The 14,467-nt window shown below is 67.2% G+C and carries 9 protein-coding genes; 7 read left to right on the forward strand and 2 right to left on the reverse strand.

Going from position 1 to position 14,467, the window contains the following annotated elements; all coding sequences use genetic code 11:
* Positions 1-185 precede the first annotated feature (185 nt).
* Entirely contained in the window at positions 186-989 is an 804-nt protein-coding gene (gene pdxJ, locus RBB39_RS22200) for a pyridoxine 5'-phosphate synthase (RefSeq protein WP_045993184.1), read from the forward strand.
* An 84-nt stretch (positions 990-1,073) separates the two neighbouring features.
* Complete coding sequence (gene acpS / locus RBB39_RS22205; protein ID WP_045993185.1) at positions 1,074-1,454, forward strand: holo-ACP synthase; 381 nt, start codon at positions 1,074-1,076, stop codon at positions 1,452-1,454.
* Positions 1,455-1,504: 50 nt separating this feature from the next.
* On the opposite strand, the gene RBB39_RS22210 is transcribed toward acpS, so the two are convergent.
* Positions 1,505-4,435 (reverse strand): ATP-binding protein, encoded by a 2,931-nt coding sequence (locus tag RBB39_RS22210; RefSeq protein WP_045993186.1) that lies wholly within the window; start codon positions 4,433-4,435, stop codon positions 1,505-1,507.
* Between the two features lie 149 nt (positions 4,436-4,584).
* Here RBB39_RS22210 and cysM point away from each other — a divergent pair, with 149 nt between their 5' ends.
* The 5 genes from cysM to ppc all read left to right on the forward strand — a co-directional run bounded on the left by cysM (position 4,585) and on the right by ppc (position 12,795).
* Positions 4,585-5,481, forward strand: coding sequence for a cysteine synthase CysM (cysM, locus tag RBB39_RS22215; protein WP_045993187.1), 897 nt, complete (start codon positions 4,585-4,587; stop codon positions 5,479-5,481).
* Between the two features lies 1 nt (position 5,482).
* Positions 5,483-6,937 (forward strand): TRAM domain-containing protein, encoded by a 1,455-nt coding sequence (locus RBB39_RS22220; RefSeq protein ID WP_045993188.1) that lies wholly within the window; start codon positions 5,483-5,485, stop codon positions 6,935-6,937.
* Entirely contained in the window at positions 6,930-9,188 is a 2,259-nt protein-coding gene (gene relA, locus RBB39_RS22225; protein WP_045993189.1) for a GTP diphosphokinase, read from the forward strand. The genes RBB39_RS22220 and relA overlap by 8 nt, the downstream gene beginning before the upstream one ends.
* Positions 9,185-10,066, forward strand: a complete 882-nt coding sequence (gene mazG / locus RBB39_RS22230) for a nucleoside triphosphate pyrophosphohydrolase (RefSeq protein ID WP_045993190.1) — start codon at positions 9,185-9,187, stop codon at positions 10,064-10,066. Before relA ends, mazG begins: the two co-directional genes overlap by 4 nt.
* Positions 10,067-10,146: 80 nt before the next feature.
* Positions 10,147-12,795 (forward strand): phosphoenolpyruvate carboxylase, encoded by a 2,649-nt coding sequence (gene ppc / locus RBB39_RS22235; protein WP_045993191.1) that lies wholly within the window; start codon positions 10,147-10,149, stop codon positions 12,793-12,795.
* Between the two features lie 127 nt (positions 12,796-12,922).
* Here ppc and RBB39_RS22240 read toward each other — a convergent pair whose 3' ends face one another.
* Positions 12,923-14,398 carry a sigma-54-dependent Fis family transcriptional regulator gene (locus RBB39_RS22240; RefSeq protein WP_052704381.1) on the reverse strand — a complete coding sequence of 492 codons (1,476 nt, stop codon included), beginning with the start codon at positions 14,396-14,398 and terminating at the stop codon, positions 12,923-12,925.
* Positions 14,399-14,467 lie beyond the last annotated feature (69 nt).

Here is a 14,467-nt window from a genome sequence, read left to right on the forward strand (position 1 = left end):
CCCTGGCGCCGTTGCTTGGCGACCGTCCTCTGCGCTCCCGTGCGCTGATGGTCGCCATGGCCGAGCGTCGCCGCCAGTCTCGCTGACGTTTCAGCGCGCTGATATCGCCTGGCCGCGGGTGACCGCCGGCCTGTCGGCGGTGCTACCATAGGGCTCGTCTTTCATCCCCATGACGGAGAACCTTGATGCATCCCCCTCGACTGCTGCTCGGCGTCAACATCGACCATATCGCGACCCTGCGCCAGGCCCGCGGTACCCGCTATCCCGACCCGATTCAGGCGGCCCTGGTCGCCGAAGAAGCCGGCGCCGATGGCATCACCGTCCATCTGCGGGAGGACCGCCGTCATATCCAGGAACGCGACGTGCGCCTGCTGGCCGAGGTTCTCAACACCCGCATGAATCTCGAGATGGCCGTGACCGAGGAGATGCTGGCGCTGGCCGAAGAGGTACGTCCGGCCCACGTCTGTCTGGTGCCGGAGAAGCGCGAGGAGCTGACCACCGAAGGTGGCCTGGACGTGGTCGGCCAGTTCGACGCCATCGAAGCCGCCTGTCGCCGACTGGCCGCCGTGGGGGCAGAGGTATCGTTGTTCATCGATCCCGATCCGGATCAGATCGCCAGCGCCAGGCGCGCCGGTGCTCCGGCCATCGAGCTGCACACCGGCGCCTTCGCCGAGGCCGATAACGACAGCGAGCGGGCTCGCGAGTACCAGCGCATCGTGGCCGCCGCCGAAATGGGCGTCGAGCTCGATCTGATCGTCAACGCCGGTCACGGCCTGCATTACCATAACGTCGAGGCCATCGCCGCCATCCCCGGCCTCAACGAGCTCAATATCGGTCACGCCATCATCGCCCGGGCGCTGTTCGTCGGCCTCAAGGAGGCGGTGGCGGAGATGAAGCGACTGATGCTGGCCGGCTACGAGGCGGGGCTGGTCGCGGCCATCGACGAATTTGAGCAAGAGCACGAGCATGACCACGACCATCAGCACTGAGGCGTTGCCGATGTCAGCGCCGGCTCGAGGAGGTCTGTCTGTCGGGACCTTGCTCGGGAATACCGGGTCTGTCGGAGCCCTGGCATGATCCTCGGCATCGGCACCGACATCGCGCGGATCGAACGCTTCGATGCGGCCATTGCGCGCCATGGCGCGCGCTTCGCCGAGCGTATCCTGGGGCCGCTGGAAGCCGAGCGCTACACCGAGGCGCCACGGCCTTCGGCCTTTCTGGCCAAGCGCTTCGCCGCCAAGGAGGCCTGGCTCAAGGCACTGGGCACCGGTCTTCGCCACGGCATGCGCTGGACCGAGATACAGGTGGTCAACGATCCCCTAGGGCGGCCGGAGCTGGTGGTCTCGGGGGAAGCGCTACGTCTGGCCGACCAGGCGGGCGTCGGCGCCTGTCACCTGAGTCTCAGCGACGAGACCGATGTGGCACTGGCCTTCGTGGTGCTCGAAAGGCGTTGATCGCTGCGGGGGGTGCTGCCCGAAGTGCGAGCGACAGTTGCCTGCGTCGGCTAAAGCGGTCCCTTCAGTGGGGTTTCTCCGCTGTCCTGCTGCCAGCGCTCGACCTGGGTCATGGCCTGCTCCAGGTTGGGCAGCAGCGGACGAACGCCGTCGATCCCGCGTGAGCGAAGTCGGGTCTCGAGGGTTTCCACCAGCAGCGCCATGCGCGGTACACCGCAGTAGCGGCAGGCGCCGTTGAGGGCGTGGATGCTATCGAGCAGGGCCTCTTCGTCCTCGGCCGCCAGCGCCGCCTCGATCTCTCGACGGGTCTCGTCCAGCGATGCCCCCAGGCTCGCCAGCAACTGCCTGGCCAGCGCTTCGCGCCCACCCGCCAGGCGGGTGCCCAGGGCGATGTCGATGTCGGGCAGGTCGTTGCCCTGGTCGTCGCTGTTGTCACGGGTCTGGCCCTGGTCCTTGCCAAGGTTCTTGCCATGCTCCTTGCCTTGCTCCTTGCTTCGCTCCTTGCCATGGGCCTGGTCTGGGACAGCCGGCTCGACCGAGTCATCAGCGTCACTGGCGTCCTGTCGATACTTGTCGGTGACCGGTGAGTTCGGCGCTGGGGTCGTCTCCGTCAGGCCGCTGCCCAGCCTTTCTCTGAGCAGGCGGTCGAGGCACTCGGTGTCGAGTGGCTTGATCAGCACATCGTCCATGCCGCTTTGCAGAAGCGCTCGGCGCTGGTGTTCCAGCACGTGGGCGGTCACCGCGATGATCGGTCGCTTCGCCCAGGCGGGGCTGAGTTGGCGGATCGCCTGGGTCGTCTCCACACCGTCCATGCCACCCATGCGAATATCCATCAGTACCATGTCATAGAGCTGCTGCTGGGCCAGCGCCAGGGCTTCTTCCCCACTGGTGGCCAGGGTCACGCGCCGCTCCGGGCCTTCCACCAGTTCTCGCAGCAGCAGGCGGTTGGTCTCACTGTCATCGACGATCAGCAGGCTGGCCATGGAGGTTTGCGTGTCCGGCGAAGGCGGCGGGGTCTGCGAGTTGTTCCACTGGGGCGGTGCAGCCGGGGCCGCTGTCGACGTCTCGTCGGGCACATGGGGCTGACGAGACGGTAGCGCCGGCGGGGACGTCGGCGCAGGCAGGCTCGGCCTGTGGCGAGTACCGGCGAGGGCGCCCTCCACCGCTTCCGCCAGGGTCTGGCGAGCCAACGGCTTGGACAGTACGCTCGAGCCATCGGGCAGGCCCAGTCCGGGCACATCCGGAAGTCCCGCATTGATCAACAGCAGGGTGGGGCAGTTGCGCTGCCTGAGTCGAGCGCGCAGCTCACCGATGCGGCCCTCTTCGAGCTCCTCGATGGCGATGGCTTCCAGTGCCAGCGCGGCCTGCTGAGGGCTCGCCACAACCCGGGCGTCCCACTGTTCGAGCATGTGCAAAAGGGCCCTGCGGGTGGGGCCGTGGGGTTCCTCGACAAAGATCGAGGCCTGGTCGAGCGCCAGTTCGGGCGCACGCACCTGGCTTGCGGTGCTGGTCAGGGGCAGGGTGAAGTGGAAGGTGGAGCCGTGGTCGAGGGTGCTGTCCACGCCGATGGTGCCGCCCATCTGCTCGATCAGCTGCCTCGAGATGGCCAGCCCCAGGCCGGTGCCGCCGTACTGGCGACTGTGTCCGGCGGTGGCCTGGCGGAAGGCCTGGAACAGCCGTCGCTGCTGGCTGTCACTGAGGCCGATGCCGGTATCGCTGACGCTGATGCGCAGGGTGAAGCGCTCGTGGCGGGACTGTTCGACCATGACCCGCACGATGATCTCGCCGCGGTCGGTGAACTTGATGGCATTGTTGACCAGGTTGGTGATGATCTGGCGCAGTCGCAGCGGATCACCGGTGATTTCCGCCGGTACGTCGTCATAGATCAGGCTGAGCAGCTGCAGGCCCTTCTGCTGGGCCAGTGGCGCCTGCAGCCCCAGCACCTCGTCGACCAGCGACTGGAGGTCCACCGGCACCTGTTCCAGCACCAGACGACCGGCTTCCAGCTTGGAGAAGTCGAGCACATCGTTGACCAGCGACATCAGGTTGTCGCAGGCCCGTTGCACCTGGTCGAGCCACTCGCGCTGACGCGGGTCCAGCGACGAGCGCCCCAGCAGCCGGCAGAAGCCGATGATGCCGTTGAGCGGCGTGCGGATCTCATGGCTCATGTTGGCCAGAAACTCCGACTTGACCCGGTTGGCCTCCACCGCCTGGCGATGGGCCATGTCGAGCTCGATGTTCTGCACCTCGATGGTCTCCATGGACTCCTGAAGTTCCGAGGTGGCGTGTTCGATCTGCTGCTGCAGGTCTTCGCGCGCCCGCGCCTGGTGGTCGATCAGGGCGTTGACCCGGCGCCCCAGCTCGGCCAGCTCCAGCGGGTGGTCCAGCGGCAGGTGGTGGGGCTGACGACCGGCGGCGAGCTGGTCGAGCAGGTGGGCGATGTCATCCAGCGGCTGGGTCAGGCGGCGGCCCAGGGTGAAGGCCACCAGAAACAGCAGAAGGCCGCAGACCAGCAGGATCATGGCGCCCCTGGCGATATCGCTGTAGGTGGCGAGCAACAGCAGCGAGGCGTCGATATCGAGGATCAGGTAGGCGCCGTCCACGGCAGTGATCGGCGTCGTCAACACCCACTGGCGATAGTGCTGGGTCAACAGCCCCTGGCTGGGAGCCTCGACGTTCAGCGCTTCGGCCCGCAGTCGACCGAGTTCAAGCACCACCTGATCCTGCTGCACCAGGCGCAGGGCACGGACGCTGGGAATATCCATCAGGCGATTGGCAGCGGCCTGAACGCCGGCAATATCGTCCAGCGACAGGGCCTCGCCCAGCTCCGGGGCCACCAGCCGCGTGGCGGTAGAGAGGTTTTCTTCCATGGCGGCCTCGCGCAGGGCATGGTCCTGATACAAGGCGAGGCTGATCGCCAGCCCCAGCAGCAGCAGCGGCAGCCCCACGAGGGCTAGCATCAACCGTGTTCTCAAACTCATAGGCGCTGCGTTCCTGGCCGGGAATAGGCGCGGACGAAGAGCGGCCACCGCCGCCTCGTACGTCTCCATGTCACCCCATGGGACCATGCCTGTCCAGTGGCGAGGGGCGTCGATATAATGGCGTCAGATGACGTTACAAGGAAAGTCTTATGGAATTCCCCTACCTCGACCAGCTGGTCGGCAAGACCCCGCTGGTCCGCCTCAAGCGCATCAGCGCCGGGCGCAACAATGTGCTGCTGGCAAAGCTCGAGGGTGACAATCCGGCGGGCTCGGTCAAGGATCGGCCGGCCCTGTCGATGTTCGACGAGGCCGAAAAGCGCGGCGAGATCGCCCCCGGCGACACCCTGATCGAGGCGACATCCGGCAATACCGGCATCGCCCTGGCCATGGTCGCGGCGATGAAGGGCTATCGCATGGTGCTGATCATGCCGGAGAACGCCTCCAGCGAGCGCAAGCAGGCCATGGCGGCCTACGGTGCCAGGCTGATCGAGGTCAGCAAGGAAGGCGGCATGGAAGAGGCCCGGGACCTGGCCGATACCATGGTCGCCCGAGGCGAGGGCAAGTCGCTGGACCAGTTCGCCAATCCCGACAACCCGCTGGGTCACTATCGCACCACCGGCCCCGAGCTGTGGCAGCAGACCGACGGTCGAATTACCCACTTCGTCAGCTCCATGGGGACCACCGGCACCATCATGGGGGTGTCGCGTTACCTGAAAGAGCAGCGCGCCGACATCGAGATCATCGGCCTGCAGCCCGAGGACGGCGCCAGCATCGCCGGGATACGTCGCTGGCCCGAGGCCTACCTGCCGAAGATCTTCGAACCCCAGCGGGTCGATCGGGTACTGGACATCGGCCAGCACGAGGCTGAAGAACACATGCGCCGACTGGCCCGGGAAGAAGGAATCCTGGCGGGGGTGTCCTCGGGAGGCGCCCTGGCCGGGGCGCTCAGGGTGGCCGAGGAGGTCGAGAACGCGGTGATCGTGTTCATCGTCTGCGACCGGGGGGACCGTTATCTCTCCACCGGTCTGCTGGCGCCGGAGTCCTGAGGTGGCTGGACTGGGAAAACGCCGCCCGCCGCGTCAGCGCTCCGGTGTCTCGGGGCTTGCTCACAAGCGCCCGTCGGACACTCGCCGGGCCTACCAGACCGACACGTCCGATGAGCTGCCCGACGAGCTCGAGATTCAGGGGCTGTCCCACGATGGCCGCGGGATTGCCCGTTCGCCCGCCGGCAAGACCCTGTTTGTCGAGGGGGCCTTGCCCGGCGAGCGGGTCAGGGTGGCGGTGCATCGCACCCGCAAGCGCTACGACGAGGCCCACCTGCGTGAGCTGATCGAGGCCGCGCCGACCCGGGTGACGCCGCCCTGTCCCTACATCGAGCGCTGTGGCGGCTGTGATCTGCAGCATCTGGAACTCGACGCCCAGCGTCGTCACAAGGCCGTCGTACTGTCGGAGCTGCTGGCCCGTCAGGGCGTCGAGGTCGACCTCGAACGCATCGAGGTGCTGGCCAGTGATGACGTCGCCTATCGCCGCCGTGCTCGGCTGGGGGGCAGGGTCGATGCCGACGGCGGCATCCATCTGGGCTTTCGCGCCAGGCGCAGTCACCGGCTGGTATCGGTGGAGAGCTGCACCGTTCTGGTGCCGGAGCTGTCGTCGCTGCTGGCACCGTTGCACCAGCAGCTGGCGAGCCTCGAGGCGCCACGCCAGGTCGGCCATCTGGAACTGCTGGCCAGCGACGGCCAGGTGACCCTGGTGATCCGCCAACTGCGCGAGCAACCCGCGGACCTGGCACGCTGGCGTGCATGGGCCGATGAGCGAGGCATCGCCGTCGGCGTGCTGGCAGGCCGTGAACAGGTTCGCTTCGAGTGGCTGGTGACCCCGCCCCGAGGACTCCAGGTGACGGTCCCGTCGGCGCGTGGCCCGCTCAGCCTCGGCGTCGGACCGAGCGACTTCCTGCAGGCCAACGCCCAGGTCAACCAGCGCATGATCGAGACCGCGCTGGATTGGCTGGGAACACCTCGCCGGGTCGATGAACCCCTGCTGGATCTGTTCGCCGGGATCGGCAATTTCAGCCTGCCGCTGGCGGCGTCGGGCTACGCGGTGAGCGCGGTGGAAGGCTCGCCGGAGATGACCGCGCGCCTGGCCGACAACGCCGCGGGCGCGGATCTGGACGTGGCTGCCCTCCAGGGCAACCTGCATGACGAAGGGCAGGTGGCAAGGCTGTTGCGTACCCATGATGCCGAGGTGGTGGTACTGGACCCACCGCGCGAGGGGGCCGAGGCGCTGTGCCGGGCACTGGCCAAAAGTACGGTGTCCCGGGTCTTGTATATTGCCTGTGATCCCGCCACGCTTTCTCGCGATGCGGCACACTTGTTGCAGGGAGGTTATCGTCTGCAACGGGTCGCCATGGCGGACATGTTCGTGCACACCTCGCACCTCGAGTCGATGGTACTGTTCGAACGCCAGGGGCCGTCGCCACGCCAAGGAGTCAGGAAAGATGGTTAAAGTGCGGGAAGACCAGCCGTTGACCGCGGATGGTCGGGTCGATATCGATCAGTGGGTCGCGCGGCTGCAGGACGACGTCAAGCTGGCCGACGCCGGTGAACTGGTCGAGGCCTGCCAGCTGGCGCAGTCGCTGGAGCAGGCCTCCGAGCGGCCCCACAAGTCCTGGTTGAAGGACGGCTCGAGCTTTCGCATGGGCCTCGAGATGGCCGATATCCTCGGTGAGCTGCGCCTGGATCAGACCGCCATCGAAGCCGCCGTGCTGTATCGCGCGGTGCGTGAGAACCTGATCAAGCCCGAGCAGGTGGCCAAGCGTTTCGGCCGCGAGGTGGCGAGCCTGATCGAGGGCGTGCTGCAGATGGCCGCAATCAGCAATACCCAGGCCACCACCGCCGGTCTGCAGCAGCAGGATCAGCAGGACAACCTGCGCAAGATGCTGGTCAACATGATCGACGACGTCAGGGTGGCGTTGATCAAGATCGCCGAGCGCACCTGCGCCCTGCGCCAGGTCCGCGATGCCCCGCGCGAGAAGCAGGTGCGGGTCGCCCGCGAAGTGTTCGACATCTACGCCCCGCTGGCCCACCGCCTGGGCATCGGCCACCTCAAGTGGGAGCTCGAGGACCTGTCCTTCCGCTACCTCCACGAGGACGACTACAAGACCGTCGCCCGGCAGCTGGCCGAGAAGCGACTGGATCGCGATCGCTACATCCAGGAGGTGGTGGAGACCCTGAAGTCGCTGATGTCGGCCCAGGGCATCCACCAGTTCCAGGTGGACGGTCGGGCCAAGCACATCTTCTCCATCTGGCGAAAGATGAAGCGCAAGCGCATCGACTTCTCCCAGGTTCACGACGTACGCGCGGTGCGCATCCTGGTGCCCACGGTGCAGGACTGCTACACCATGCTCGGCATCGTCCACTCGCGCTGGCACACCGTGCCCGACGAGTTCGACGACTACATCGCCAACCCCAAGAAGAATGGCTACCAGTCCCTGCATACGGCGGTCATCGGCCCCGAGAACAAGGTGCTGGAAATCCAGATCCGCACCTTCGCCATGCATGAAGAGGCCGAACTCGGGGTCTGCGCCCACTGGCGCTACAAGGGCCACGATACCAATGCCCGCAGCGACAGCTACGAGGAAAAGATCGCCTGGTTGCGTCAGGTGCTCGAGTGGCACGAGGAGATCGGCGAATTCGGCGACCTGCGCGAGGGCCTGACCAGCGACGTGGCGCCGGATCGCATCTATGTGTTCACCCCGGATGGTCACGTCATCGACCTGCCCAGGGTCGCCACCCCCATCGACTTCGCCTACCGCGTGCACACCGAGGTGGGCCACCGCTGTCGCGGCGCCAAGGTCAACGGTCGCATCGTGCCGCTGACCTACAAGCTCAAGACCGGTCAGCAGGTCGAGATACTGACCGCCAACAAGAGCGCCCCGAGCCGTGACTGGCTCAACCCCAACCTGGGCTTCGTGCGCACCTCCCGGGCCAGGGCCAAGATCCAGTCCTGGTTCAAGCACCAGGCGCGTGACCAGAACCTGGAAGAGGGCAAGGCGCTGTTCGAGCGCGAGATGAAGCGTCTCGACGTCCACGACATGGACCTCGCCACCCTGGCCCAGAAGGTCAACTACGCCAATGCCGACGACATGTACGCCGCGCTTGGCGCCGGCGACCTGCGTATCGGTCAGGTGCTGCACCAGGCCCAGCAGCTGTTCGGCGACAGCGACGAGCAGGAGCACCTCGACCGGCTGCTGGCCAAGCCGCGCCAGAAGCCGGCCAAGACCCCGGACGGCGAGATCACCGTGCTGGGCGTCGGCAACCTCAAGACCAACATGGCCAACTGCTGTCATCCGGTCCCCGGCGAGCCGATCGTCGGCTTCATCACCCAGGGCCGTGGCGTGTCGATCCATCGCCAGGACTGCCCCAACATCCTGCAGCTCAGGGTCGACGAGCCCCAGCGGGTGATCGAGGTGGAGTGGGGCGCGCGCTCCAGCAGCCAGTACCCGGTGGATATCGAGATCCAGGCCTGGGACCGCTCCGGTCTGCTGCGCGACGTCACCGCCGTGCTCGGCCAGGACAAGGTCAACGTGCTCTCGGTCAACACCCTGACCAACACCGACGACGGCATCGCGCGCATCTCGATCACCGCCGAGGTGGACGGACTGGAGACCCTGGGCCGGCTGTTCTCCCGCATCCAGCAGCTGCCCAATATCATCGAGGTCAAGCGCAAGCGCGGTCAGGGAGGGCGTCGCACATGAGCCGGCGCTATTCCATCGATGACCTGCTGACCCTGATGGCGGTGCTGCGGGACCCCCAGCAGGGCTGCCCCTGGGACGTCAAGCAGCACTGGGACACCATCGTCCCCCACACCCTCGAGGAAGCCTACGAGGTCGCCGACGCCATCGAGCGACGCGCCTTCGACGAGCTGCCGGGGGAGCTCGGCGACCTATTGTTCCAGGTGGTCTATTACAGTCAGTTCGGCAGCGAGGAAGGGCGTTTCGATTTCCATGACGTGGTGCACACGCTGACCGACAAGATGCTGCGTCGCCATCCCCACGTGTTTCCCGACGGCGCCCTTGAATCCCGCCGCCAGGGCGTCAGTGCCGCCGAGGTCGAGACCCGTCAGGTCCACTCCCGCTGGGAGGCGCTCAAGGCCGAGGAACGGGAAGGGCGCAGCGGCCCGCAGCAGGGCGAGGCCGAGGCGGTGGTTTCTGTCTCGGCGCTGGATGACGTGCCGCGGACCCTGCCGGCGCTTAGTCGCGCCGCCAAGCTGTCCAAGCGCGCGGCCCGGGTGGGCTTCGACTGGCCGGACACCGACGGGGTGCTCGACAAGCTCGAAGAGGAGCTGGGTGAGATTCGCGAGGCGCTCTCGGCCGGGGATCGCGACCACGCCGCCACCGAGGTGGGCGACCTGCTGTTCGCCACCGTCAATCTGGCGCGCACCCTGGGAGTCGACCCGGAAGCCTGCCTGAGAGGCACCAATCAGCGCTTCGAGAGCCGCTTTCGCCATATGGAGCGGTCCCTGGAGGCCCAGGACACGCCGCTCGGCCGGGCCTCGCTGGAGCGCATGGAAGAGCACTGGCAGCAGGCCAAGCGTGCCGAACGCGCCGAGCCGTCCGATCCGACCATGGACTGACGAGGCCGGCCAGACCCTATCGATAACAAGGCGGGGCCGCACGCACGGGACCCGCTGGACACCACACCCAAGGAGACCCCATGAGCCACGATCTGCACGAATCCTTGCGCGATAACGTCCGCATCCTCGGCGACAGCCTGGGACGCACCATCGCCGATGATCTCGGACCCGAGTTCGTGTCACGCATCGAGACGATTCGCGGACTGGCCAAGCGGGGCCGCCAGGGCGAAGAGGCCGGCCAGCAGGAGCTGATCGAGTACCTGCGCCGGCTGCCGGAGAAGGACCTGCTGCCGGTGACCCGGGCGTTCAACCAGTTCCTCAACCTGGCCAACATCGCCGAGCAGCACTACCGCGCCCGCTTTCGTCGGGTCGAGGACTACAAGCCGGGGATGCAGCCGGTGCTCGGTGAGCTGCTCGAGCGCGCCCGGCGCGAAGGCCACTCGTCGCGCACCCTGGTCGAGACGCTGGCCAACATGCGCGTCGAGCTGGTGCTGACCGCCCATCCCACCGAGGTCATCCGGCGCACCCTGATCCAGAAGTACGACGCCATCGATGACTGCCTCAGCGCCATCGAGTCCTCCAGCGAGTACCCCGAGCGTGCGGCCCGGGCCAAGGGGCGGCTCGAGGAGCTGATCAGCCAGGCCTGGCACACCGACGAGATCCGCCACGACCGGCCGACCCCGGTGGACGAGGCCAAGTGGGGCTTTGCGGTGATCGAGAATTCACTGTGGCAGGCGGTGCCGGACTTCCACCGGGACCTGGATAACCTGCTGCTGGAAAGCGCCGGCGAGCGTCTGCCGCTGGACGCCGCGCCGCTGCGTTTCGCTTCCTGGATGGGTGGCGATCGCGACGGCAACCCCAACGTCACCGCACGGGTCACCCGGGAGGTGCTGCTGCTGGGCCGCTGGATGGCGGCGGACCTGTACCTGCGTGATCTCGAGCAGCTCAAGATCGAATTGTCCATGTGGAGCACCAACAGTGCCCTGCGTGCCGAAGTCGGCAACGTCGCCGAGCCCTATCGCGAGCTGCTCAAGCGTCTGGTGGCGAAGGTCGAGGCCACCCGTGACTGGGCCAAGGCCGAACTGGACGGCAAGAGCTATGACGGCGGGCCGATCATCGAGACCCGGGACCAGCTCTATGCGCCGCTGCTGGCCTGCTACCGTTCGCTGTGCGACGTCGGCCTGGACACCATCGCCAACGGTGTGCTGCTCGATACCCTGCGCCGTGTGGCGGTATTCGGCGTCACCCTGACCAAGCTCGACCTGCGCCAGGAGGCCAGCCGCCACGCCCTGGTGATGGAAGAACTGACCCACGACCTGGGCCTGGGCAACTACCGCGAATGGAGCGAGGAGCAGCGCCAGGCCTTCCTGCTGGCGGAGCTCGAGTCGACCCGCCCGCTGATCCCGCGGCGTTGGGAGTGCTCCGCCGAGACCCGCGAGACCCTGGACACCTTCCAGGTGGTCGCCGCCGAGCACGGTGAGGCGCTGGGCACCTACATCATCTCCATGGCCGCGCAGCCCTCGGACGTGCTCACCGTGGCGCTGTTGATGAAAGAGGTGGGGGGCCGTGTCGGCATGCCCATCGCACCGCTGTTCGAGACCCTGGACGACCTCAATCGCGCCGGCGACGTCATCGATCGGCTGCTGGCGCTGCCCGGCTACCGCCAGTTCGCAGGTGATAGCCAGGAGGTGATGATCGGTTACTCCGATTCGGCCAAGGACGCCGGCCAGCTGGCGGCGGCCTGGGCCCAGTACCGCGCCCAGGAGGCGCTGGTCGATGTCTGTGAAAGCCACGGTGTCGACCTGACCCTGTTCCACGGCCGCGGTGGCACCGTGGGCCGTGGCGGCGGTCCGTCCCACGCCGCCATCCTGTCCCAGCCGCCAGGCTCGGTGAACGGCAGCCTCAGGGTGACCGAGCAGGGCGAGATGATCCGCTTCAAGTTCGGCCAGCCCGATATCGCCCTGCGCTCCATGGAGATCTACGCCTGCGCGGTACTGGAGGCGTCGCTGCTGCCGCCGCCCAAGCCCAAGCCGGCCTGGCGCGACGAGATGGACCGCCTGGCCGAGATCGCCCACGGTGCCTACGTCGGTGTGGTACGCCAGGACCCCGATTTCGTGCCGTACTTCCGTGCCGTCACCCCGGAAGGAGCGCTCGGTCGCCTGCCGCTGGGCTCACGGCCGACCAAGCGGCGTCAGGACGGTGGCGTCGAGACCCTGCGCGCGATCCCCTGGATCTTCGCCTGGACCCAGATCCGTCTGATGCTGCCGGCCTGGCTCGGCACCGGCGAGGCCTTCGCCACCCGCCTGGCCGAGCCCGGCGGACTCGAGGTGCTGCAGGAGATGCGCGAGCAGTGGCCGTTCTTCGGCACCTACCTGGACATGCTCGAGATGCTGCTGGCCAAGGCCGACGTGGAGCTGGCCGCCTACTACGAGCATCGCCTGGTGGACGAGCCGAGCCTGGAGGCCCTGGGCAACCGCCTGCGCGAGCGTTTCGGCAAGCTCAACGAGGAGCTTCTGAAGATCCTCGATCAGCAGGAGCTGCTCGAGAAGACGCCGCTGATTCGTCAGGCCATCGAAGTGCGCAACCCCTACATCGACCCGCTGCACGGCCTGCAGGCCGAACTGCTGCAGCGTAACCGCGACGCCGACGGCGCCATCAGCGCGGACCTGTCCCGCGCCCTGATGGTGACCATGGCGGGGATCGCCGCAGGCCTTCGCAACACCGGCTGACGCCACCGCGAGCGTGACCCTGAACACCCAGCGCCCGGCCAGATGGCCGGGCGCTGGCGTCTTGGGTGAGCGTATCGGTTGGGTGTGTCGGTCGGGCGTTTCGGGATGTGTTGTGGATGCCGACGTTTCAGTCGGACGAGCTCGACCGATCGCGCTTGAGCCGTCGCATCAACCAGGACTGGCTGACGCCAAGGTCCTGGGCTGCCTTGCGGGTGCTGCCGGCGCGGGACAGAGCGTCATCGATGGCCTGGCGTTCGATCTCGGCCAAGCGCTCGGGCAGGGGGCGGGAATCGTCCAGCGGCAGCGATAGAGCCCCGTCGCTTTGGCCGTCGTCTTGCCAGGAGCTCTTGCGCGAGCTGTTGAGGGAAACGCGGTCGGCAAGGCTAGCGGGCACAAGCTCCGGGTGGTCGAGGGCCAGGTCGCCGATGCCGATGGTGTCGTCTTCACAGAACACGCTGAGCCGCTCGAGCAGGTTTTCCAGTTCGCGCACGTTGCCAGGCCAGGAGTGGTGGGTCAGCGCCCTCAGCGCGTCGCGCTCCAGGGTGATACGGCGCTTGTGGCGGCGGGATATCCTGGCCAGCAGCTGATTGGCCAGACCGGGGATGTCCTCGGCGCGCTCGCGCAGCGGTGGGATCTCGATGGGCACGATATTGAGTCGGTAGTACAGGTCGGCGCGGAAGCTGCCATCCCGCACCCGGGCGGACAGGTCGGCGTTGGTGGCGGCGACGATGCGTACCTCGGCCTTGCGCGGCTTGCCGCCCAGCGGGTGGTACTGACGTTCCTGAAGTAATTGCAGCAGTTTGGGCTGCAGCGTCAGCGGCAGTTCGCCTATCTCGTCGAGAAACAGGGTGCCGCCCTCGGCCAGGGCCACGTAGCCGACCCGCCCGTCGCGATGGGCGCCGGTGAAGGCGCCGCTCTCGTGGCCGAACAGCTCGGCTTCCAATAGGGCCTCGGGGATCGCCGCGCAGTTGACGTGAATCAGCGGCTTGTCCGAGCGCGGGCTGAACTGGTGCAGGCGATTGACCAGCCAGCTCTTGCCGACGCCGGTCTCGCCGCTGAGCAGCACCGTGGTGTCACTGGCGGCGGCGCGCTCGAGGCGCTCCAGACACCGGCGATAGCGCGGGCTGCGGCTGGATGAGGCGGGACTGGCCTCCGTTGCTACCTGTTCCTGACGGATGCGCTTGAGCTGATGCATGACGTGATCGAGCAGCGCCTGGGTGGTGTCCGGCGAGCGCGAGGCCAGCACGTCGCGGTCCAGGTTGCGGGCCTGGACCAGCACCGCATCGGGTTCGCCGGAGGGGTCGTCGCCCAGGTGAAACAGGCTGCCGTTGACCAGATAGTCCTTGCCGCGATAGCGGTGGACCACGCTGACCGGTCGCCGCTCCTCGATCACGAAGCGGGTGACCGAGGGCGAGAACACACCTTCCTCCTCGAGCCGGTAGACGTCGCTCTGGTAGAGGTGCTCCGCGCTGGCATCGAGCTGTGACAGGCTCGCCTGGTTAACCCACAGCGGGCGTCCCTTGAGGTCGGTGATGAAGATGCCGTCCTCGAGGGCGTTGAGGATGGCCAGTAGCTGTCGGGGCATGAGGGGGCCGTGGTTCATCGAGGCTCCAGGCAGGGTCCAGAGCGTCAATGGTGTGCCGGGAGCGCGTGTTAGTAAAGCCAGGCCGGC

The sequence above is a fragment of the Halomonas sp. MMSF_3323 genome (assembly GCF_030733595.1).
Classification (GTDB): Bacteria; Pseudomonadota; Gammaproteobacteria; order Pseudomonadales; family Halomonadaceae; genus Halomonas; species Halomonas litopenaei.